Source organism: Stenotrophomonas sp. Sm6012, from assembly GCF_030985895.1.
In the GTDB taxonomy this organism is placed as follows: domain Bacteria; phylum Pseudomonadota; class Gammaproteobacteria; order Xanthomonadales; family Xanthomonadaceae; genus Stenotrophomonas; species Stenotrophomonas forensis.
Genome location: NZ_JAPTFX010000052.1, coordinates 1 through 21,589, shown reverse-complemented (window position 1 = coordinate 21,589; position 21,589 = coordinate 1). Strand labels below are relative to the sequence as shown.

General features: G+C 62.0%; 23 protein-coding genes. 17 read left to right on the top strand and 6 right to left on the bottom strand.

The annotated features are described in order from the left end of the window. Positions 1 to 56 precede the first annotated feature (56 nt). The 11 genes from O0J73_RS11155 (at position 57) to O0J73_RS11105 (ending at position 10,035) form a co-directional block, all read left to right on the top strand. Positions 57 to 1,817 (top strand): ankyrin repeat domain-containing protein, encoded by a 1,761-nt coding sequence (locus O0J73_RS11155; protein ID WP_080354581.1) that lies wholly within the window; start codon positions 57 to 59, stop codon positions 1,815 to 1,817. A gap of 106 nt (positions 1,818 to 1,923) precedes the next feature. Further along, positions 1,924 to 2,508 carry a hypothetical protein gene (locus tag O0J73_RS11150; RefSeq protein WP_024957517.1) on the top strand — a complete coding sequence of 195 codons (585 nt, stop codon included), beginning with the start codon at positions 1,924 to 1,926 and terminating at the stop codon, positions 2,506 to 2,508. Then, positions 2,508 to 2,717: a hypothetical protein gene (locus O0J73_RS11145; protein WP_008266166.1), complete on the top strand. Its 210-nt coding sequence runs from the start codon at positions 2,508 to 2,510 to the stop codon at positions 2,715 to 2,717. Before O0J73_RS11150 ends, O0J73_RS11145 begins: the two co-directional genes overlap by 1 nt. A 187-nt stretch (positions 2,718 to 2,904) precedes the next feature. After that, a complete protein-coding gene (locus O0J73_RS11140; RefSeq protein WP_040008455.1) occupies positions 2,905 to 3,225 on the top strand; it encodes a hypothetical protein in 321 nt (106 codons plus the stop codon). Further along, positions 3,222 to 3,536: a hypothetical protein gene (locus O0J73_RS11135; protein ID WP_100437272.1), complete on the top strand. Its 315-nt coding sequence runs from the start codon at positions 3,222 to 3,224 to the stop codon at positions 3,534 to 3,536. The genes O0J73_RS11140 and O0J73_RS11135 overlap by 4 nt, the downstream gene beginning before the upstream one ends. A gap of 68 nt (positions 3,537 to 3,604) precedes the next feature. Continuing rightward, the gene (locus tag O0J73_RS11130; RefSeq protein WP_152906578.1) at positions 3,605 to 3,916 is read left to right on the top strand and encodes a hypothetical protein; all 312 of its coding nucleotides are present in this window, start codon (positions 3,605 to 3,607) and stop codon (positions 3,914 to 3,916) included. A gap of 824 nt (positions 3,917 to 4,740) precedes the next feature. After that, the gene (locus O0J73_RS11125) at positions 4,741 to 6,123 is read left to right on the top strand and encodes an Eco57I restriction-modification methylase domain-containing protein (protein ID WP_229298518.1); all 1,383 of its coding nucleotides are present in this window, start codon (positions 4,741 to 4,743) and stop codon (positions 6,121 to 6,123) included. Continuing rightward, on the top strand, positions 6,120 to 7,061 hold the full coding sequence (locus tag O0J73_RS11120) for a BsuBI/PstI family type II restriction endonuclease (RefSeq protein WP_049429336.1): 942 nt from the start codon (positions 6,120 to 6,122) through the stop codon (positions 7,059 to 7,061). Before O0J73_RS11125 ends, O0J73_RS11120 begins: the two co-directional genes overlap by 4 nt. A gap of 69 nt (positions 7,062 to 7,130) precedes the next feature. Beyond that, positions 7,131 to 8,216 carry a DUF697 domain-containing protein gene (locus tag O0J73_RS11115; RefSeq protein ID WP_049429335.1) on the top strand — a complete coding sequence of 362 codons (1,086 nt, stop codon included), beginning with the start codon at positions 7,131 to 7,133 and terminating at the stop codon, positions 8,214 to 8,216. A 274-nt stretch (positions 8,217 to 8,490) separates the two neighbouring features. Further along, positions 8,491 to 9,411: a PDZ domain-containing protein gene (locus tag O0J73_RS11110; RefSeq protein WP_229298519.1), complete on the top strand. Its 921-nt coding sequence runs from the start codon at positions 8,491 to 8,493 to the stop codon at positions 9,409 to 9,411. A gap of 120 nt (positions 9,412 to 9,531) precedes the next feature. Further along, on the top strand, positions 9,532 to 10,035 hold the full coding sequence (locus tag O0J73_RS11105) for an H-NS family nucleoid-associated regulatory protein (protein WP_049429334.1): 504 nt from the start codon (positions 9,532 to 9,534) through the stop codon (positions 10,033 to 10,035). A gap of 538 nt (positions 10,036 to 10,573) precedes the next feature. Here O0J73_RS11105 and O0J73_RS11100 read toward each other — a convergent pair. Both O0J73_RS11100 and O0J73_RS22435 read right to left on the bottom strand, forming a co-directional pair. Beyond that, a complete protein-coding gene (locus tag O0J73_RS11100) occupies positions 10,574 to 11,395 on the bottom strand; it encodes a GIY-YIG nuclease family protein (RefSeq protein WP_049429332.1) in 822 nt (273 codons plus the stop codon). Further along, positions 11,382 to 11,654, bottom strand: a complete 273-nt coding sequence (locus O0J73_RS22435; RefSeq protein WP_339325446.1) for an HNH endonuclease — start codon at positions 11,652 to 11,654, stop codon at positions 11,382 to 11,384. Before O0J73_RS22435 ends, O0J73_RS11100 begins: the two co-directional genes overlap by 14 nt. 352 nt (positions 11,655 to 12,006) lie before the next feature. Between O0J73_RS22435 and O0J73_RS11095 the strand changes: the two genes are divergently transcribed. The 3 genes from O0J73_RS11095 (at position 12,007) to O0J73_RS11085 (ending at position 15,488) form a co-directional block, all read left to right on the top strand. Further along, positions 12,007 to 12,504, top strand: a complete 498-nt coding sequence (locus tag O0J73_RS11095) for a spore coat U domain-containing protein (protein ID WP_008266871.1) — start codon at positions 12,007 to 12,009, stop codon at positions 12,502 to 12,504. Between the two features lie 116 nt (positions 12,505 to 12,620). After that, positions 12,621 to 13,277, top strand: a complete 657-nt coding sequence (locus O0J73_RS11090) for a fimbria/pilus periplasmic chaperone (protein ID WP_157635963.1) — start codon at positions 12,621 to 12,623, stop codon at positions 13,275 to 13,277. A 9-nt stretch (positions 13,278 to 13,286) separates the two neighbouring features. After that, the gene (locus tag O0J73_RS11085) at positions 13,287 to 15,488 is read left to right on the top strand and encodes a fimbria/pilus outer membrane usher protein (RefSeq protein WP_049427002.1); all 2,202 of its coding nucleotides are present in this window, start codon (positions 13,287 to 13,289) and stop codon (positions 15,486 to 15,488) included. On the opposite strand, the gene O0J73_RS11080 is transcribed toward O0J73_RS11085, so the two are convergent. Next, positions 15,485 to 16,318 (bottom strand): hypothetical protein, encoded by an 834-nt coding sequence (locus tag O0J73_RS11080; RefSeq protein WP_008267208.1) that lies wholly within the window; start codon positions 16,316 to 16,318, stop codon positions 15,485 to 15,487. The genes O0J73_RS11085 and O0J73_RS11080 overlap by 4 nt on opposite strands. Positions 16,319 to 16,462: 144 nt before the next feature. On the opposite strand from O0J73_RS11080, the gene O0J73_RS11075 reads away from it, so the two are divergent. Continuing rightward, positions 16,463 to 16,915: a BLUF domain-containing protein gene (locus O0J73_RS11075; RefSeq protein ID WP_040008429.1), complete on the top strand. Its 453-nt coding sequence runs from the start codon at positions 16,463 to 16,465 to the stop codon at positions 16,913 to 16,915. 39 nt (positions 16,916 to 16,954) lie between these two features. Here the strand turns inward: O0J73_RS11075 and O0J73_RS11070 are convergent, their stop codons facing one another. Next, positions 16,955 to 17,317 (bottom strand): response regulator, encoded by a 363-nt coding sequence (locus O0J73_RS11070; RefSeq protein ID WP_308308710.1) that lies wholly within the window; start codon positions 17,315 to 17,317, stop codon positions 16,955 to 16,957. 1 nt (position 17,318) lies between these two features. Continuing rightward, positions 17,319 to 18,461, bottom strand: a complete 1,143-nt coding sequence (locus O0J73_RS11065; RefSeq protein ID WP_008267080.1) for a PAS domain-containing sensor histidine kinase — start codon at positions 18,459 to 18,461, stop codon at positions 17,319 to 17,321. A 161-nt stretch (positions 18,462 to 18,622) separates the two neighbouring features. Between O0J73_RS11065 and O0J73_RS11060 the strand changes: the two genes are divergently transcribed. Further along, positions 18,623 to 19,000 (top strand): response regulator, encoded by a 378-nt coding sequence (locus O0J73_RS11060; protein ID WP_024957536.1) that lies wholly within the window; start codon positions 18,623 to 18,625, stop codon positions 18,998 to 19,000. A gap of 44 nt (positions 19,001 to 19,044) precedes the next feature. Here O0J73_RS11060 and O0J73_RS11055 read toward each other — a convergent pair whose 3' ends face one another. Continuing rightward, positions 19,045 to 20,427, bottom strand: a complete 1,383-nt coding sequence (locus tag O0J73_RS11055) for a YbhB/YbcL family Raf kinase inhibitor-like protein (RefSeq protein ID WP_197697522.1) — start codon at positions 20,425 to 20,427, stop codon at positions 19,045 to 19,047. A gap of 615 nt (positions 20,428 to 21,042) precedes the next feature. Here O0J73_RS11055 and O0J73_RS11050 point away from each other — a divergent pair. Further along, a complete protein-coding gene (locus O0J73_RS11050; RefSeq protein ID WP_049427000.1) occupies positions 21,043 to 21,552 on the top strand; it encodes a DUF892 family protein in 510 nt (169 codons plus the stop codon). Positions 21,553 to 21,589 lie beyond the last annotated feature (37 nt).

Genomic DNA, 21,589 nt, shown 5'->3' with positions numbered 1-21,589 from the left:
TGCGCATCCCCCTTTCTTTGTTAAGACATGAGTATCACTCACCAAGCGGAGGAACCATGGCTGGCAATGTCTTTTCAAATCTACTTCGACCCTTCATCCGTCAAAAGGACACGGAACTACCAGGCGTGGCTTCTTCTGAGCCGCTTGAACCCCCGGTCCGGGAGCGCTTGGATGATTCAAGCCAGCGGCCAGTGGCTTCAGCGGAGCCGGCAACCCTTTCGCCCGTTGAGGGCCCTCAAAGTGTGCCCCCATCGTTCAACGATGAGGCAACGGATCGGTTGGGGAACACTTTGGCCTTCGCTGGTCTGAAGACGAAGGGTCGCTTCGAGCACGAGGTAAGGCAGGCCATCGAAGACGGCGCCGATGTGAAAGGGTATCGCGACGCGCGCGGCGATTCCGCCTTGCATAAATGTCAGGAGCCGTGGCAGATGGAACTGCTTATCTCGGCTGGGGCGGATGTTCACGCGTTGGACAAACAAGGGCGTTCGCCTTTTGATCGCCTGTTGAGCACATACCAAAGGGAACCCGCTTGGTCCGAAAAACCTACTGCGGAAGGTTTGGCGCTGTTGGCGAAGGCCGGAGCGGATGTCAATGCCCTAAGCCAAGGGCAATCCGCTCTGCATGTTGCTGCGAAGCGAGGGCTTGAAGGCGATTGCCACATGCTTATCGATGCCGGCGCCGACGTGAATCTGCGGACGGACGGGGGAGACACCCCGCTCCACCTGGCCAGCGACCCAAGCGTTGTGCTGCGCTTGCTGGATGCCAAGGCCGATCCCTCCCTGCTGAACTCGAATGGCGAGCCAGCGCTAAAACATGATCCTATGCTTTATCGAGAAAGTATTCGGAACCACCGAGACGATTTTTCGCCGCGTGAGCGCGTCGATGCGGCGACCGACCCGATTTTCCTGGCCGAGACGCCCAGCGAGCTTGTCGCTGCGTTGGGGCAGGGCGGTAGTGTGAGGGACACCGATGCGCTGGGCCGAACCGCGCTTCATTACGTCAAAACGGGGGAGATGGTGCAGGCGTTGGTGTTGGCCGGGGCCCAGGTTGACGCAAAAGACATGGAGGGAAACATTCCTGCCCATACCGCGGACGAGCGCGCGATGGAAGAGTTGGTCGATGGGGTGGGGAGAGGCGTTTCGCAACACCATGTGGAGAACGACAGGGGGGAAACCCCTTATGCGACCCGGGATCACTACCACGAGGCTCGGTATTGGGATGCCGAAGCGAAAGAGCAGGCCGCGGAAAAGGCGGAGCAGACGAAGGAGGCGCAAGACCGCGTGTTCAACATTGTGGAACTCATTGAGGCCGGCGACGCCAAACGTCTGCTGGAGCAGGTGGATCCCAACGAAGAACTGGTCAGTCGGAACCGAACGTTCAACATCGACGGAGACGAGGGCTGGGCTTACAACGACTATGCCGGCTACAGCGTCCTTCACGAAGCGGCGAAGCAGGGGAACACGGAACTCTGCCGAGAACTGGTGTTCGCAGGGGCGGACTGGAACAAAGAGTGTAAGCTCGTCGGCGAGCAAGGCTTTGACAACTACGTCAACGGCTTTCGAAACGAGCCTGGCATGAAGCCCATCGATTTTGCGAGCAAACGAGAGACCAAGTCGTTCTTGAGCAACGCTGAGAACGAGCTGCGATGCCACAACCGATCCAAGCTCTTGGACGAGCTTCTTCCCGCTGCCAACGCTTGGAAACCACCGGAAGGCGGGTTTGGGGCCGACGCCCAACGGCAGGTCGGTGCGGCCATGAAGGCCCATGGGCAGGACGGCCAAACCCTGGAAGCCCCTCGCTTGCGAGCGCGCTTCTAAGGCCAAGGGAAAGGGCGGCGAAAGCCGCCTTTTCTTTTCCCGATCCCCTTGCGCAAACCAAACCGTTTGTTATGGGTAGTGCAACCCATTCAAAAAAGGAGGCCTCATGCGCGCGTTGATTCTTTCTCTGGCCCTTGCCAGCCTGCTCCCCCTTGCCGCCAGCGCCGCCGAGCCCCGTAGCGATTCGGTCGCCGTTGCCGTCGGGGTGAATGCCACCGTGATCACGCCGCACACCATCGCAGTAAGGGTCACACACGCCTGGGAGGCGTCCCCCACGGAAACCGCCACCGGGGTTCAGTCCTTCGAACCCATGGAAGCGCCGGGCCGTGGCCCATACGCGGCTTACAACTCAATCTTGAAGAAGAACCCCGCAACACGCGAAAGCGTCACGCTGTGGGTGATTGACGAGGCGCAGCGCTACTACACGCTCCGAGTGACGTATGAGCGCGTCCCATGCCGCGACACGCGAAACAACGGTGTGGATGACAGCGTATGTGCGCTGCGCATCGCTGGCCGCATTCTGCCGTTCTACATGCAGGGCGACGAGCAGGGGGCTTTTGAGGTGGGGGATCAAGTTTTTCTCCGCTCCGAAGGGACCGCGCAGCCAGTGATTACAGAGCTTGAGGCAGCTTCCGTATCCGTAGTCATCGGTGCGGGCAGAGAAAATGTAGCCGTTGGAGGGCAGCGCTGATGAAATGGCTCGCATTTTTCCGCAAGCGCCCCGATGCCGCGCTGAGCATCGAGGACTTCAAGCAATCTCCAGGCCACGTTTTGATGGACGAGAGCGGATACCTGGGCCTTTCTCACGAAGCAGCAGCCCAGATCGATCGGTTGCGCCAAGCCAAGGGCTGGGGCGTGCGCTCTGCCAACGCGGCAACGACCGGCAAAGGGCGGCGCTAATGGGAGCCACATTCAAAAGCATTGCCCACCATTACGGTCACCTCATTCTAGACGGCATGGATTGCTCCCCTGCGCAACCTCACGAGCTGCACCACCTGCCAATGGCGTGGAATCTCAAGCCCAGCCAGTGGGGCCAACCTCTCACCTTCCAAGCGCGCCCTCTCAGAAGTCACCCGGGGGGCCGCCCATGGTGAGCGCGATTCTTTTGCTGACCCTGCTCGGCCTCATGGTCCTGGTCCCTCTCTGGACGCTGAAGCGCTTTGCCGACGCCAAGGCAGCCTGGCAACGGGTGAGGGGCGGTGAGCGAGACGCTCGCACGCACGGCCGCGTCGTGATCCATGGCGGGCTGTTTGGAGTTGGGATGGTGGTCATCGCCGCGTTCTTGGCCCAAGCCACCTTCAGCGTCTGGCACCAGCTCGCCACCGGGGGAGGCCTGTTTGTCCTCGGCACGGTCGCGGTGCTCTGTCTGCTGGCCTTTTTCTGGGGCAAGGGGAGGTCGCGCGGATGAGTGCGTTGACGATGCTGGTCCTTTCCATGCTGGTCCTTGCTGTGTTTCTCTGCTCGGCGGCGTTTCTCTCTTTTATGATCGCGTTGACTTACCCGACCGTAAAGCAATCGCTGGCCCTATTCTGCGCCGGGAAGCGCGACGCATCGCGCTACGTGGATTTCGCGATTTTTGGGGGGATCTTCGCGGGTTGCGTCCTCACGCTCGCATTCGGGGCGGTGGTAATGGCCCTCAACATTTCCAGCGCTGAGGACGCCGCTCTATACGCGGCCACCTTGCTTAGCGCGGGACTGGGCTACTGGGTGGGCCGATGACACGCGAGCTTTCCACCCTTTTTGAGCCAGGCCCTCTCTCCGGCCCGGGCAGCTTCGAGCTGCTCCCCATGTCTCCGGACATCCAGGCCCTCTACGACGCAGCCCAACGCAACACGCCTTTCAGCAAGGACGTGGACGACGCCCTAGCCGCGCACCGCCAAACGTGTGGTGAGCGGGATCAAATCGAGCACGCCCGACGGGTAGACCCGTCCGATGCCATGCCCATCGACCCGGAGGCTCGTCGCCAAGCCTATGAACGTCAGCGGCGGTATGCGATTGGCGCCGGCATGACCGCAGGCCTGACGCTTGGGGCCATCGCCCAGGCGCTTGGTGTGTCACCCTCCGAGATTCAGGGCGACTTGGCGGCGATGGATCGATGAGTCCACGCAAAGGCTTCCTCGGCGGCCGATCCCCGGCCCAGGTTCAATCCTTGCTGGACGAAAGGGTGACTCAGCGCGCCTTGGCCCAACGCCTGGGCGTCACCCACCAAGCCGTGAACCGCTTTGTCCGGCGGCACCGCCTGGCGGGTTCCGGACGGCAGGCGTTCCGGGACCGCCAAGCCCGCGAGCTCGCTGAGCGTCGCCAGCAGGTGCAGCGGCTGGTCCGAGCCGGGCTGACCTCGGCCGAGGTGGCCCAGCGCTTGGGCTTGTCGCCGGCCACCATCGGCCTGGACCGCCGAGCCCTTCGCTTGGGGCGTGTCCTGAAAGGGCCGGAGCAGCGCAGCTTGCAGGGGCTGGGCCTGGACCAGGTTCGGGCTCGCTTAAAGGAGGTCAGCCGGGCTCAGTTGGCGCGGGAGCTTGGGGTGAGCAGTTCGGCCGTCTATCGTTACTGTAGGAAGGTTGGCCTCGTTCCATGTTGCGACAGCTTCGCCAAGCCAGCCCTTCACCCTGAGTGCCCTTAACGGCTGCTTCAACAGGGTGCTTGACCTGCCAATCGTATGGGCTTTGGACTGCTTCGTTCTGGCTTGGAAATGGCTTAGACCCTTGGGGTTCGGCGGCGCTCCCCGGGCTCAAGCCTGCGATGCGGAGCTGTTCCAAGTGGTTGCATACCGAGGGGTTTGTATCAGCCCTTGAGACGCTCGGGTGCGATAAAATGGCCCCCAATGGTCCTAATGTGAACACCCATGCTCCAAAGAGCCGAACTGCAACGCCGGGAAGTCGCCGGCCTCACCCCCCGACTTCACAAGAGTGCCATGGGGCAGTTCATGACCAACGCCGACGTGGCCGCTTTCATGGCTGGTCTGCTGGAGCCCAAAGCGGGGCCGCACGTGCTGCTGGATCCTGGAGCGGGTTTGGGGGCCCTCAGCTGTGCGGTGCTGGATTCTTGGAAGAGCGGGAAGCTCGGCAGCGGCTCGATGTCGGTTGAGGCCCACGAGCTGGATGGCCGGCTGCGGGAACACCTCGAAGCGACGCTGGTGGGGTATGAATCAGACGGGGTGAGGGTGACGGTCCGAGAGGGCGATTACTTGGCCGCCGCAGCCGATGACTTGGAGAATAGCAGGGCACCTTTCACGCTTTGCGTGATGAACCCTCCCTACAAAAAGATTGCCGCCAGCTCGAATGCGCGCGTCCAAGCGAGGCGCATCGGACTGGAGACCGTGAACCTCTACTCGGCGTTTGTTGGGGCTGCGCTGGCGCAGATGGCCAATGGCGGGCAGCTGGTCGCGATTATCCCCCGCAGCTTCGCCAACGGGCCCTATTACAAGCCCTTCCGGCGCTTCATCCTGGATCGAGCCTCTCTCAAGCACATTCACCTGTTCGACAGCCGAACGAAGGCATTTCGCGACGACGAAGTATTGCAAGAGAACGTCATTCTTTTGCTGGAGCGCGGGGGGGAACAGGGGAACGTGACCATCACATCGTCAACCGACGATTCGTTCTCTGATCTGCGCACACAAGAGTTTCCGTTTTCGGCCATCGTGAAGCCTCAAGACAAGGAAAGCTTTATCCACGTCCCGACAGACGAGGCTGATCTCATTGAAGCCTCCCCTCTCGTGGGCGCATCGCTTGCAGACGTGGGGGTATCGGTCTCGACCGGCCCCATCGTGGACTTCCGGACGCGCGAGCATCTGCGTGCAATGCCGGAAGAGGGCACGGTGCCGTTGATTTACGCCTTCCACATCGATGGGACCAAGACGACCTGGCCCATTGAGGGGGCCAAAAAAGCGAACGCACTGGTTCGAGACGCGCGCACCGAACGCTCGATATGGCCGACCGGCTACTACGTTGTCGTGCGGCGGTTCTCGTCAAAGGAAGAAAAGCGCCGCGTGGTCGCCTACCTCGTGCAGCCGCAGGACCTCAAGGGGCAGGAGCGTCTAGCATTCGAAAACCACTCGAATGTTTTCCACTTCAACAAACAGGGTCTTGAAGAAGATGTGGCTTGGGGCCTATTTGTTTACCTCAATAGCACCGCCTTGGATGACCACCTGCGGCGGTTCTCTGGGCACACGCAGGTCAATGCAACTGACCTGCGGAACATGCCTTACCCCACGCGTGAAACCCTGGAAAAGATGGGGCGTTGGGCCAAGAAGGCCGCCGACCTCGGTCAGAAATCTATCGACAAGGAAATGGAGCAAGTGCTGGCATGACGCAGAAAAGGATTGATGCCGCCGAGGCAATCTTGGCCGCAGTGGGGATGCCCCGTGCGCAGTTGAACGAGCGCTCGGCGCTCTCGCTGCTGGCGCTTGCCGATCTGACGCCGGATAAGAAATGGGCGAGAGCTTCCGCGCCGTTGATTGGCATCACGCCGATCATGGATTGGGTGCGCGAGCAGTATGGCAAGTTGTATGCGCCCAACACCCGGGAAACGTTCCGGCGGCAGACGATGCACCAGTTCGTGGATGGCGGCATCGCGCTTTACAACCCGGACAATCCGGAACGACCGGTCAACAGCCCCAAGGCGGTCTATCAGCTCACCCCCGAGATGCTGGCGCTCATCAAAACCTACAACACGGCGGAGTGGGAAGCGTCTCTTGCTGTGTTCCGGGAGAGCAGGCAGTCACTTGCTGATCAATACGCGCGAGCCAGAGAGTTGAAGCAGGTGCCAGTCGTGATCCCGGGCGGCGGTGAAGTGATCTTGAGCCCAGGTGAGCATAGCCAGCTCATCAAGCAGATCATCGAGGTGTTCGCCCCGCATTTCGCCCCAGGCTCTGAACTCATCTACGCTGGCGACACCGGGCAGAAGGTTGGTGTCTTCGATAAAAAGGCACTCTCGCAGCTGGGTGTGACGGTGGACAGTCACGGGAAGATGCCTGACGTGGTGTTGTATGACCGCAAGCGGGAATGGCTGCTGCTCTGCGAAGCGGTCACCTCACATGGACCGGTAGATGGAAAGCGGCACCAAGAGCTTGAGAAACTCTTCAAGGACAGCAAAGCTGGCCTGGTCTATGTGTCGGCGTTCCCTGACCGCGCCACGATGCGCAAGTATCTGGCCGATATTGCTTGGGAAACCGAGGCTTGGGCCGCTGATGCCCCCACGCACCTGATGCACTTCAACGGTGAGCGGTTCCTCGGGCCTTACAAATAGAGCGACACGCGGTGGCTTAGCTGCGGGTTATTGTTGGTTGACTGGGTAAGAAAAAGGATACAGGGGAATATGGACGGAAACTTTGCTTCAACAATCGCAGACGCGGTCGCAGACGCGGCCAAGCAGATGGGGCATGTCAACATCCTGATCGCCGGTCGGTCTGGAGTCGGGAAGAGCACGCTGGTCAACGCCATCTTCCATGAAGATTTGGCTGAAACCGGGCAGGGACGGCCTGTTACAAAGGAGACCAAGGAGATCACCAAGGAAGGGATGCCGGTATCGATCTTCGATACCCGTGGCTTGGAGATGGCTGACTATAAGAGCACCATTGGTGCGCTCACGGATTTCATCCAAGCTCGTAAAAACGAGGTTGACCCCACGAAGCACATCCATGTTGCTTGGATTTGTGTGATGGAGGACGGCCGCCGCGTGGAACCCGCGGAAGTGGAACTGCATGCTGCTCTTTCCAAAGTTGTTCCTGTCATCGGCGTGATCACGAAGCATCGCTCCGACCAAGGCTTCAAGAAGGAAGTGGAGGGCCTTCTGCCAGAGTGCAGGAATGTGGTCCAGGTGCGCGCAATCAAAGAAGAGCTTGATGACGACGTTGTATTGCAGCCCAAGGGCCTTTCGACCCTGGTTGAGGTCACCATTGGTGCGATTCCCGAAGGTGCAAAGCGCGCTTTCGCGTCTGCTCAAAAGGCGGATCTGAACACAAAAAAGTCTGAGGCTCGGAAGATTATTATGGCCGCAGCCACGGCGTCTGGCGCCGCGGGGGTGAGCCCGATTCCTTTCTCGGACGCGATGATCATTGCCCCCGTGCAAATCGGCATGATCGCCAAGATCACATCGATCTTCGGCGTCAATCTCACTAACTCGATGCTCACATCGCTTGTCAGCTCTGCGGTGGGCGTGGCCGGTGCTAGCTTTCTCGGCCGCACCTTGGTGAGCAACCTGCTTAAGTTCGCTCCGGGCATAGGGACCGCCGCGGGAGCGGCCATCTCTGGAACCACGGCCGTCGCGCTGACGTCGGCGCTGGGCGAAGCTTACCTTGCCGCTATGGTCGCTATCTTTACGGACGACCCGGATGCGTCACCAACTGGCGAAGAGATAGGTGCCCGCTTTAAGAGCGCGATGAGAGACATGCTTAAGAAGTGATGCACATGCCCGGCCCATCATTTGATGAGCCGGGCTGCTTAGCGAGGTGTGTCGGACCAATGGCTAGCCAGTGTTTCTAGATCGGACGCCATTTCCCTTTATATGCAGGCGCTTCAAGCGCGAGTTCACGTGTTGCAGTCCTTGGCCTCTCGCGTCCGCAGTGCAGATCGCTGGCGACCCTGCGTCAATCTGTCCTGCAGCAGATAGCTGCCAGGTGCTTAATGTAATAGCATTGGCAGGAGGTCCAACGTCAGATGCTCTAGGGGGAGCGCACATGGCGATTCGAACGTTTGTGTTTCTTCTCGGTTTCATCGTCCTGCCGTTCACCGCGACTGGCTCTCAGCTGTTCGCCGTGACTCCCAGTGGCACACCCGAGGCCGTGTTCTCAGGCAAGGCATCGGTGGCGGTGTCCCGCTTGTCCAGCAAATGCATGGATGTGCAGTGGACAGTCGTGAGCAGCAGCGATACAGAACTCGTTTGCGAGTCGCCGTTGAGCACGGGCCAGTCCATCATGGGTCAGATGCTACTCGGGAACAGTTACTCCACGCCGCCTCGGCGCTTCTTCCGCTTCAACGTGAGTGAGCTGTCCGGAATCTCGCGTGTGCAGGTGTCGGGCTGGATGGAAACTCAGATGGCCTTCGGCCAAATGCAGCGCGCTCCCTTTTCAGGGGCGGACTTCCACAATAGCATCATGAACTTCCTGATCAGTGCGGGAGGTGCGTTCCCCGCAGGGACGACCTTCCCCAACCACGCCGTGCTCGGAGTTCTAGGGAAAGTCGCTCCGCGCGGCAGAGCTGCTGTCTACGAGGTGGCTGAGGTGACGCCTGGTGCAGCTGCTGACCGAGCGGGCCTCAAGGCGGGAGACGTCATCATCTCCGTGGCCGGAAAGAAGTTCAAGACGGATGTTGAGTTCCTAGACGGCTTAGCAAAGGCAGCCAAGGCACCGACCTACCAGCTCGATGTCACGCGCAACGACGCTGCAATGTCGCTCACCGTCGACCGGGAATACCGACCCACGGCCACGCAGGCCGCTAGCGTCGCCGAGGAGCCCGCGGCGGTGCCCACTCCCGTGGCACCAGCCCTTTCGGTTGCCGATGAGTTGGCCAAGCTTCTGAAGCTCAAGGAGCAGGGCATCCTGACGCAGGCCGAGTTCGACTCGCAAAAGAGCAAGCTGTTGGGTCAACCGTCCCCATAGAGAGCGCTCCGTCGAGGCGTGCGAACGAGCCATTGCTGGGGGCCGCGGAAGGAGGGATGTCTGTCTCCTGGGCGCTTTATCGGATATAACCAAGGCGTCCTTATCTAACCGAGTATGCCAATGGCCTTCACCACCCTTCAGTCGATCAACGCGGAAATCAAACAACTCGAAGCCCAAAAGCGGTTGGTGGAGAAACGCGACGGTGAAGTGCCCAAGGCCATCGCGGTGCTTCAGAAGTATGCGAAGGTTCTCAGTCCCGCCCAGCGTCGTCAGGTTGCCAAGCTCATTGGCGAGGCCATCGACGTCACGCCGGCGCGTTCCCCGAAACCTTCTGCTGGGCCGCTGAAGGGTCGAAAGCTCGGCAAAGTCGCTCCCAAGTATCGACTTCCGACGGGAGAGACCTGGGCAGGCCGAGGACTGGCACCCAAGGCGTTCACGGCATGGGCCAAGTCGGCCGAAGGCAAGGCGTGGGCGCAGGCGAACCCTGGGGCCAAGTTCCCGCCCGCCGCTGGCAAGGTGAAGAAGGCCGCGGCTAAGGGAGCTGCGAAGGTGGGCAAGGTCGCCAAGAAGGCAAAGCCGATTCGGAAACCTGCCAAGAAGGCCAAGCCGAAGCCGGCTGCTTAATCCCGTGGACAAAGGCCCTGCGAATGCCCGTGCCAAGGCGTTGGCCGCTGCACACGTGTTGCTCGACATGGCCGACGGAACGCTCTTGCAAGAGGAGGCGGGAACGCGATTGCGCACTGAGTTTGGGCTTCACTGGTCCGCCTTGACGTGCGTCCAATACTTGTCAGGGAAGGACGCGGTCGCTGCATTGGCCGCCCTTCCGGGCGAGTGGAGCGAGCAGGGGCGGACGAAATCGGATCTCCTCCAAGCCGTGGTCATGGCCCTGGCGATTGTCCGCGAGGCGCGCGGCAGTCGCGGAGGGAAGGTCTCTGCCAGCAAGCTGTCCCTGCGCCTTCAAGAGGTGCGAGCCGCGGCCGTGGGGCAGCCCCCGGGCGTGGAGCCTTGAGTGCCAATGCGACGGCTGCACAATCCGGATGGATGGATTGGATCGCCGAGCGCCTGCCTGTCTGAAAGAGCGTCCTGTGCCCAAAACGGCGTGCCTCGGGCATGCCGCTTACGATCACAACATGACGGTTCGCTGCGGCTCAGCTGAACATTGTTAGTTGCGGTTGTAGCCGTTGCGGGACATCAAGATTCGCTTCCAATGCGACTCCCTCTTGTCGATCTGGCTCTCTTGGGACCGCCGGTCCATGACTTCGAGGATCGAGAAGCGCAGATCGCGCTGGCGCTCGGTGGCCTTGATGCCGAACTCTTGGACCAAGGCCTTGTTCCAGCCGTGCCCGGTGCTCGAATACTGGCACCAGCGACCCCAGATGCCGGCGTCGCCGTCCGCTTTTCCGACGTAGAGCAGGCCGGTCTTGCTGTCCGTTAAAAGGTAGATGCCTTTGACACTGGAAAGAGCTGCACGCCAAGAGTTGTTGCCGCTGGCAACGATGCGGTCCAGGGTGCCTTTGTCGATGTCCACGTGACCGAACCCAGGGAACTCTCCGTCTCCCAGCTTTTCTGCCAGAAGTTCGTGCACCACCATGTCCCCCGAGAGGGTCTCGCCTCTGAGGTAGGAAGTGCGGCTGACGTATTTCCCCGTCACGAAGAGGCGTCCTTCTAACGCCAGTGTGCTGTCGATGCGTTCCAGGGTGTAGTCAACGTGGGGCGTTCCGTTGGCATCCACATCGGGCCTGCTTCCCACGGATCGGAAGAGGCCGGCGAACATCCAGCGGTAGGTGTGGGGGATCTGGACGAGGGACAAGACCAGGTCCCGGTCAAAGTTTCGCTGCCGCTGCCAGCATTGCCAATCGTCAAACCGGCCGTCCAGCCAGACGTCGATCGGATCGTCGATCTTGTTGTTTCGGGCCAAGTGAACCTTGGTGCGAGCCGGATCAAACGAAGGTTCGTATAGCTTGATGAGGTCATACAGGAGCACGCGCAATCCCTGGCGGCAGTCTGGACCACCATCTTCCCACTGCCAGCCGCTTCTGAACCAGCGCCCGGAACGTTTCAGGGGAAGGAGCTGGCCCGCTTCGCTTGTGCCTGCACTGGTTGCACCGGGCGTGTGCGGCCACCACGTTCCCGGATACGTCTCGGCCCCCGTCCTGCTGGGCGACCAGGTGCTCGGCGGTGCATTGAAAGGCTCGGGCCTTGCTGGGCTTCAGCCCAAGCTCTGAAGGAGCCGCGAGCCACATCGGCAGGCCGCAGTAGTAGCAGCGGCCGAACTGGGCATGGAAGGCAGACGTGCGGAGGGATTTGCGGCGCTTGGTCGTCATGGATGGCTCCGGAATCAAAAAAAGATTCCCGCGCCCCCATTGGGTGGACCTCGGGCACCCGGAGCCTATTGGCTATGCGGGCACAACACCGACGCTTCTGCGACCGGCGATTGCTTTTTAGCTTACTCGTGTCTTCGGTGCAAGCGCTTGGGTTGGCATCTGCAAAATCGTGTTGTCAGATCCTCTTGCGGAAATAGATTTATCGAGTATTGGTGAAGTAAGCCCAAGCCGGGCCATATCCCTTTTCCCCAATATCCGAGGAGGATTTTTCATGCGCAAGACCCTTTCTTTTTCTCTGGCCTTGATGGCCGCGTTTTCTGCCACTTCGGCGTCCGCCGCTGACGTCACCGAAGACCTGATGATTTCTGCGACCGTGAACAACGAGTGCAGCCTGCTCGTGACCCAGCTGGGCGGCGGTGAATACAACGGCTTGGCGTCCGGCACGCAGGGCTATTCCAATGGTGCGTTGATGGTTCGCTGCAACCAAGGCACCGCCTTCAGCATCGTGCCTGGCGATGGGTTGAACTACGGCGCCGCGATTGCTCGTCCCAATCACCGCGCCGTGTCCGATGGGGCCGGAAACTTCGTCGCCTACGGCCTCTTCAAAGATCCTGGTGCCAGTCAAGTGTGGGGCAGTGGGGCCGACGCTTGGGAGGGCGTGGGAACCGGTGAGCAGCAGATGATTGGCATCGGTTATGCCTTCTATGATTTGAACAAGGTGCCCGGCGGGACCTTCTCCGATACCATCGCCGTGACCCTGACTTACTGACCCTTAAAGGGTTTCTACCAAACCCCCGGATATCTCCGGGGGTTTTCTTTTGAGGGTGGGTTGACAACTTTAAATGTTTTGGTTGGATCAAAGGAGGTGATCGATTTGGAGGAATGATGTTGAAGCGTTTGTTGGTGGTTCCATTGTTTATGCTGTGCGCCGCTCCTGCGTGGGCGGGCAACGTGTCGTTGTTTCCCACAAGCATCGTGGCCCCGGCTGGAGAAAAGGCAGGGGCGTTGACCTTGGAAAACCATGGGGAAACCCCCGAGCGCTTTCAGGTGACGGTGCTGGACTGGTCCCAAGATCCCAGCGGGCAGGACGTGACCGGCCCCGCCAAGGCGGTGATCGCGGCACCGTCCATTGTCGAAATCCCACCTGGGTCCCGCCGGGCCGTGCGGTTGGTCCGCACCCAGGGCGTCGGCACGCCCGGCTACTACCGCGTGCTGCTGCGCCAGTTGCCCCAGCCGTCCACGGCGGGCCAGGTGCAGTTGTTGATCCACCAGAACCTGCCGGTGGGGTTTGAAGACGCCAAGGCCGGTCCTCCGGTGCTCACGGCCCGCTTCACCGCCGACGGCCTTCTGCTGACCAACACCGGTTCGACCGCCGCGCGCCTGACCGCCGTCGGTCCTCAAGGCATGCCGGCATGGCGCGAAGGGGCGCTGGGGTGGGTGCTCCCTGGTCAGAGCAAGCTGGTTGAGCTCAAGCCCGGCTTGAAAGCGTCCACGCTCTCAATCACGGCCAACGGGTCCCCCGCTACCGTCCCCGCAGACTAAGGGCAACGCATGCGGCGGGGAAGCGTCCTGGGCCTCGCGCTGGCCCTGTCCATCGGCACCGCGCACGCGGCCATCCCAGACGGGGTGGAACCCGTGCTTGCAGCGGCTATCCTGGCCAACGGCCAGCCCGCCAAAGACCCCGTGTTGCTCTGGCAGCAGAACGGGGCTTGGGTCGCGGAAGCCACGACGTGGCAGCAGCTCGGCGTGACCCTTCGCCCGGGCGAAGAGGGGCAGGACCTGACTGACCAAGCCTTGGGCGTCACGGTGGCTTACAACCCCCAGAACGCCACGGTCCAACTCACCATCCCCGCCGACCGCAAGCCAGCCCAGCAGCTCACCCGACGAGGCACCCCGGTTTCCCAGGTCTCGCCGGCCATCGGGGGCGTGTTGGTCAACTACAACCTCGCCACCCAGATCGCAGGCGGCCAACAAGCCACGTCCTTGGCACTGGACGCGCGCACCGGAGGGCGTTGGGGCGTGGTCTCCACCACCGGGCAGCTCAACCAATCCCCCAACGGGTTTGGCATGCGCCGCGGCATGACCGCTTGGCAGAAAGACGACCTGCCGCGCCAACGGACTTGGCAAGCCGGCGATGTCTACGCCACGCCCCGCATCGGCCCCGTGGCGCTGGGCGGCATTCGACTCGCGAAGGACCCGGCAGCACTGGATCCGCTCACGCCGACGTGGCCCGTCCCGACCTTGGGGGGCATCGCGTTGGATCCGGGGCAGGTCAAGGTCCTGTCCAACCAGGCCGAAATCACGCGCCAGGACGTCAACGCCGGCCCCTTCACCGTGGACGGGCGAAACGTGGCCTTGGGGGCCAGCCAAACGGCTGTGGTGGTGCGTGACGCCTACGGCCGGGAAACCGCCGTTTCCACTGCACGGCTCTACGTCGCCCCGACCCTGCTGCGTCGGGGCCTCTCCGCGTGGGAAATCGCCGCTGGCCAGGTCCGCGAAGACGAAAACCGCTACGGCACGGCCGGCGTCAGCGCTTCCTGGGCCAAGGGCGTCAACGACCGCTGGACCATCCGAGCCGGTGGTCAGGTGGACGAGAACGGCAAGGGCAACGTCACCGTGGGTTCCACCTGGGCCCCGGGCACCTGGGGCGTGCTCGACGGGGAGGTGGGGCGCTCAAGCGACGGCGGGACGCGTTGGGCTGCTGCCTACGACTACCGAGGGCCCACCTTTGGCCTGCGGCTGGAACACGAAGAAAACGACGGTTTCTGGCGACTGCAGATCGAGACGGCGCTGCCCATCGCTTCGCGCACCCAAGCCAGCGTTTCCTACCGCCCGGATCGCCGCTTCACTTTGCGTGGCATCTACAGCGCCATCGACACGGGGCGCTCCAGCCTGGCCTTCGCTTCCTTGGGCGTGAGCGCGAACCTGGGCACTGCAGGCCAGGTGTCCGCCAACGTGCTGAAGGACCTCAACGGCGGCGATCTCCAGGTATCGGCGACCTACACGTATCGCTTCGGCAGCAAGGCCAGCGTGGGTGTGCGGGCCCGCCAGGCCCCAGGCCAGGATGCCCTGACCACCCGAGCGACCTACCGCACCGAGGGCGGCCTTCGCGTGGCTGCAGAGCACACCGAGGGCGATCAGGGCAGCACCCAGGCCACGGCGGATGCCATGACGCGTTACGGCGACGCCCGGATCATGCTGGACCGCTACGACGGGCAAACCCAGGTGGCGGCCAACTTCTCCGGCGCCGTGTTCCTGGACCACCGCGGCGTGGCCTTCGGGCGACCCGCCTACGCCAGCTTCGCCGTGGTGGATGTGCCGGGCCAAGCGGGCGTGCCGGTGCGGGTCAACGGCGCACCGGTCGGCCAGACCAACAAGCAAGGCCGCGTGCTGGTCACCGACGTTCCCTCCTTGCTGCCCACCACCGTCAGCCTCAAGGACAAGGAGCTGCCGGTGGGCGTGGAGATCGGGGAGACCGAAAAGCAATCGGTGGCCCCCCGCCAAGGCGGTGTGCGGGTGACCTTCCCCGTGCTGACGCAGAACGCCCGGGCCTTCACTCTGACAGGGGCCAGCATCGCGCCGGGCACCCTGGCATCTACGCCGAACGAACAAGCAATGGTGGGCTACGACGGAGCGCTCTACCTGGAACACCCCGAGCCGGGGATGGCCGTTGAGGTGTCGGACGTGTGCAAAGCCGTGTTGCCGTCTCCACTGCTGGGCGTGGACGAAGTGGCGAAGTTAAGGTGCAACTAGCCGCTCAGATCTCCCTCGCGAGTGGGCGGCACCCCTAGCACTCTTGCCTTTGCAGCAATGACTGCGCAAACGGTCAACCCACATTCCGGGCAAACCGCAGGCTTGAGGAGCCTCTCTGGCAAGATAGGAACGATGGCCCCGCATTCGCAGCGCAGCCCCAGGGCTTCGACCTTCTGCACCCGTCGCTCCGGGTCCCCCTTGATGGCCAAATAGCTCGAGTTGCACTTGGTATTCGGGCAGAAAACGGGCTTGTCCCCCGCTTGCTCTGCCGGGCCGAGAATCAGCACATGGCCGCAGTCGACGCATTTGCCCGTCGCGAGATCCTTGCCGGCAGCGATCAGCGTCGAGCTCGCAACCTCTTCCAGCTCACCGATGAGAACACGGAGCCTTTCGATCTTCGGCCGTGCGTTCGTCAGATCTTTGCGCAAATGGAGAAAGCTCCCCAACGAGTTGTAGTAACTGCGAAACTTGCCCCAAGGAATGCGTTTGGCCTCGCCTATCGGCAAAAAATCCTTGTCCTTGAAAGCGGCCTTCAAGTCAGTTGAGGCGAAATCGAGGTCTTCGGGCAGCGGCGTGACCGAGATGGAAAAGCTGGCTGTTTGATCAGAGTTGGGGTCGAACGTGGCCAGCATTTTGATGATCTGGTCCGGTCGCCATTCGCGAGCAAGCTCGGTGGAAACGTCTTCACCGTATGCAGCCAAGTTCTGATAAGCCACAGATTCCAAGCAGAATCGTAGTTCCAGCGCGGCGTAGATGAATGACGCGTCATCGCCCCTGCTGATTAGTTCTTTAGCCGTGCTTAAACGTTCCGCGATGTTGTAAAGGGCCATAATCAAAGGTTACTCGATTGGAACTCGGGATCAAGTTAACAGCCGCCTGTAGGCACTATCTCCCAACGAGATTGCCTAAATGCGTGGGCGGGACTAGAGTTCGTGGAAGGGGGGATGGCCAGACCAGTTGAGAAGGAGCGCCCAATGCCCATCAGGGCCGTGGTGTATGTCAGCGAGGCATCCGACGCGTTGCGCGGCGATCTGCTTGGCCTCCGGAGCGGCAAGCTCCAGGAGCTGGTCGACGACGCAACTCGATTTAACCGGGACGCAGGTGTCAGTGGGGTGCTCTTGTTCGACGGCACGCGCTTCCTCCAATACATGGAAGGCCCCCCGGACGGGTTGGACGTGGCGTTCTCAAGGGTGCTCGGAGCCTCGAGTCATCACGATCTGATCGAACTGCAAAGAGGGACGATCAAGGATCGCCGCTTGCCTTACTGGCCTATGCGCTGGTTGCCTGTGGAAGTCAAAGAGTTGAGCGAGGTCGCGGTGGGCGACTGGGCTGGTTTCAAGGTGCGCGGGGATGGAGAAGCGTTGAACGCAACGGCGATCGACCGGCTGCTGTTCCTAGTGAGCAGACGCGCACTGGTAGGACGATGAACCAGTGGCGACCGCCTGGCCGCGCAAGGAATCCGCCCCCTACGTGCAGCCCAAGTCTTCGTGGATCGCCGTAACAAGCTGTCGGAAGCGGTAAGGCTTCGGGAGAAATCGAACGTTCTCGGGCAGCGGGGGCAGCTGCGAGCGTTGAAGGCCAGACGCGAGCATGACGCGGGCCTGGGGTTGAGCAACCGCGGCTTCCGCCGCGACCTCCAGCCCGTCGGCGCTGTCCGGCATGTTGAAGTCGGTCACTACCACCGCGAACTTGGCGCTGCTGCGCAGGAGGACGAGGGCCTCGTCCCCGTTGCTGGCGGGAGTGACTTGGAAGCCCTGAGAGGTCAGGGCCTCGACGACGACGCTGCGGAGATCGTCTTCGTCTTCAACAAACAACACGTGGATCGGCATCTCAATGCTCTGGTGCGGGGAAGCAAAGGCTAACGCGGGTTCCCTTCCCAAGCTCGCTCTGGAGCTCGGTGAACCCGCCGGACTGGGCCGTGAAGCCAAACACTTGGCTCAAGCCCAGCCCGCTGCCCCTTCCAATGGGTTTGGTGGTGAAAAACGGTTCAAATACCCTGGCCTGCTGGTCTGCCTCAATCCCTGAACCGTCGTCTCGGATGCTCAGGCAGATGTAAGGTCTTTCACTGGTGTTGGGCAACGTAGGATCACGGGTTTGCCGCGCAGACGCCGTGATGAGGATCGTTCCGCCCTTCGGCATGGCGTCGCGGCTGTTGCACACCAGGTTAAGGATTGCGGCCTCCAGCTGTGCCTTGTCCAGCGACAGGGTCGGAAGGCCCCGGGAAACTTCGACGGTCAATGCGATCGCGTCGCCGGCGGAGCGGCGCAGCATCGCTTCGCATTCGGCCATCAAGGCGGCCAAGTCGACTGCCTCTGGCACCAAGGTTTGTCCCTTGCCGAAGGTCAGCAACTGCCGAGTCAGAAGGGCCCCGCGCTCGGCGGCCCGCTGCGCGGTATCGATGAGCTTGGCCACGCCTCCGTTTTTCACCCGCAGGCTGATGAGGTCTAAACAGTTGGCCACGATGGTCAACAGGTTGTTGAAATCGTGGGCCAAGCCGAGCGTGAACTTGCCGATGGCCTCCATCTTCTGCGCCTGCAGGAGATCGCGCTGGGCTTGGAGCAGCTGCTCCTGCGCTTCGTGGCGCTGGGTGATGTCGCGGGTGATTTTGGCAAACCCCACCAGTTCCCCGTCTTCCCAGATGGGATCGATCACGACGCTGGCACGAAAGCGGGTCCCGTCCTGCCGCAATCGCCAGCCCTCGGCGACGTAGCGCCCTTCTAAGGCCGCGGTCCGCAGGTTTCGCTCTGGTAGGCCGGCTTGGGCCTCCTCGGGCAGGTAGAAGCGGGAAAAGTTGGTGCCGACCACGTCGGCAGCCTGGTAGCCCTTGATTCGTTGCCCACCCGGGTTCCAGGTCTGGATCACCCCGCTGGGGTCGAGCATGTATAGGGCGTAGTCGGTGACCGAGTTCACCAGCAGGGCAAACTGCCGGCTCTCGTCCCTCAAATCGGTTTTCGCTTTCGCTGGTTGGTTCATGGGTCATCCTCTCGGCAGGGCCACCGAAGGGCGACAGAGTGCGCAGTGTAGAAGAGCGACGGCCGTCATCCTTTTGCGCCCTCTTAACAAATCGGGCGAGCCCTCGGGCCACACTGTCCAATCGTGGCACATCCACTCAGAGCGCTTGTAGGGAGAAAGTCATGGGATTGGACGGCAAAGCAGTAAGGGTTCTTCTTGTAGAGGACGAACCCACTCTCATGATGGTCTTGGAGCAGGCCATTGCCCAAGTCGGCTACGACGTCTCCAAGACGGCCGAAGATTTGCCCACAGCCTTGGTATGCGCCGAGGAGGCGGCCTTCGATGTTGCGGTGCTGGACGTCAACTTGAACGGGGTCGAGTCTTACCCCGTGGCCGATCGCTTGGTCGAGTTGGGGGTGCCGTTCCTGTTTACGACCGGCCTTGGGGCCAACCGGCTGCCCGAACGCTTCAAAGGCACGCCCTTCCTTGAAAAGCCGTTTCGCCTAAAAGAGATCGCCGCGGCCCTCCAGTCCCTTTGCCAGGAACTGGAGGTTCATTGAGTTTCCGGGCCTTGGGCACCGGTCGGGACCTTCGGGTCCCTTTTTTATTTCAGCGGGGCCTCGACCTGCTGGTAGGTGCCCACGGTCTCGCTCACGCCTAGGATGTGGCCCTTCGCGGCCTTCAGCACCTCGTCCCGCGTTGCCCCGGCCTTCATATCAAGCACGGTGTCCAAGGCCAACAGCTGGAAGTGGTAATGGTGGGGTCGATCGCCCACTGGCGGTTTGGGGCCGAAATACCCCACAGACCCCCGGCTGTTCACCCCCTGCAGCATTCCCTCCGGCTTCAGGAGTCGCGGATCGACCGGCAGGCCCTCCGGCAGCGATTGCGTGGTCGCTGGGATGTTGTAAGCGACCCAGTGAACGAAGGGTTTGACGTTGGCTGCATCCGGATCCTCCATGATCAGCGCATAGGACTTGGCACCAGGCACCGGGCTCCAAGAAAGAGCGGGCGATGCATCGTCGTGATACGCGCTGAAGCGGGGAGGCAATGCTTGGCCCGAGGAGAACGACGGGGAGCGGAACTCGAACGTGGCGGCTTTGCCGATCCGATCCTTGGCCAACGGCACGCCCGAGCCTTGATTGACTTGGGCCATCAAGGGCCCGCTAGGCACTGCGGTCGCGGGGGAGGCGGACGCTTGGCCTGGGCCGTAAGTCACTCTGTAGATGACGCCGTTGGCATCGTCGCCGACCAAAAGTGCACCGCCCTTCGTCATCGCCAGACCGACGGGCCTTGCGATATGCGCCTGGCCGTTGTCGACCAGGAAGCCTGTCAGGAAGGGCTCAAACCCGACCGGCTTGCCGGCGTTGAAACGAACCCGCACCACCTCGTAGCCCGACGCAGGCTTGCGGTTCCAGGAACCGCGCATCGTCACGAAGGCGTCCCCCCGGTAAGCTGCCGGGAACTGCTGGCCGGTGTAGAACAGCATCTGCATGGGGGCCGCGTGGGCGGTGTAGCCGAGCACCATGGGCTCGCTTGTCGCCGCCCATTGCTGTTTGCTGATCTGCCCTGGCGGGGTGCTCTGGGGATTCACCCCGTCCTTGCCCCAGATGTGGGGCCAACCATACTTCTTTCCTTTCTGAATGCGGTTGAGCTCCTCGGGCTGCTCATCGTTGCCCAAGTAGTCGATGCCGTGATCCATCCCCCACAGCTCCCCCGTTTTGGAGTTCCAAGCAAAGCCGATGGTGTTCCGCAGGCCGCTGGCAAAGATGGACCGGCTCTTGCCATCCGGCGAGGACCTCAGCAGCGCCGCATGCTCGGGATTGGTCTCGTTGCACGCGTTACAGGACGAGCCCACGCTGATGTAGAGCATCTCATCAGGGCCAAAGGCCAGCGTGCGGTTGGGGTGCTGACCGCCATCGGGCAGGTCGTTGATGATCCGTTCCTCTGGACCCAACGTGCCGTCCGGGCGTATGGGGGCGCGATACACGCGTCGTTGGCCGTGGCGACATACAGCTGCCCGTTGGCGATGGCCAGCCCGTGCGCTCCTGGACGTGAGAAGACCACCTTCGGTTCGGCGTCCAAGGCTCCGTCTTCATTGGCATCCTCCAGCAACAGCACGTCGCCTTGATCTCGACGTGAGATATAAATCCGCCCGTCCGGCGCTACGGCGATGATCCGGGGATTCTGAAGGCCTTGCGCAAGGGGACGCACCTGGAAGCCGCTGGGCACCTTCAGGGCCTGAACGTGCTCAGGCGTCGCCTCTGCCTTGGCCGGTTTGAACGTGTGGACGTTGGCTTGGACGTCGGTTCCGTCCCCCTGCTGAGCGAAGGCGAGAGAGGGGGCCAGCAAGACGAGCAAAAGCGCGGAACGGGTCATGAGGATGGCCTGGCGCTGAGGAGCGTTCAGCATGGGGCGGGAGCGGTCAATGGCCTGCGAATGCGTTGCATGCGCGCCGTTCACCACGAAGACCATCGATCGCCAGGCCCACACATCGGCGGTCTCGGACGCTCCGCCGTTCGCCAAGCCTTCACTCGGGGATCGCTTGATCCGCATCCCAGCCTCGATACGGTAAGGCTTCGCCCGACACGATAGGAGGAGATTCATGGCAGAGCTCAAAGAGAACCTGTTGGACTGGCTCCGCGACGCCCACGCGATGGAGCAGCAGGCGGAGACCATGCTCAAGGGGCAGGCGTCCCGCATCGAGCACTACCCGGTGCTGAAGGCGCGCATCGAGGAACACATTCAGGAAACCATCGGTCAACGCGAACTGCTGGAGGGGTGCATCAAGCGCTTGGGCGGCTCGCCGTCGACCCTCAAGGACGTGATGGGCAAGATGGCAGCCTTCGGTCAGGCCGTCGGCGGCATGACGGCCTCCGACGAGATCGTCAAAGGCGCGATGGCCGGTTACGTCTTCGAGCATTTCGAGATCGCCTCCTACACGGCCCTGATCGCCGCAGCGAAGACGGTGGGCGATGCAGAAACGGCCCGGATCTGCGAAGAAATCCTCGTGCAGGAAGAGGCGATGGCCGACTGGCTGGCGGCCCACCTGCCCGAGGTGACCGAAGAGTTCATGGTGCGCGACGCCACGCCGGGCGTCGAAGCCAAAAAGTAACCGCTGCGCCGCGCCGGCCGGGTTCACGCCCGGCCGA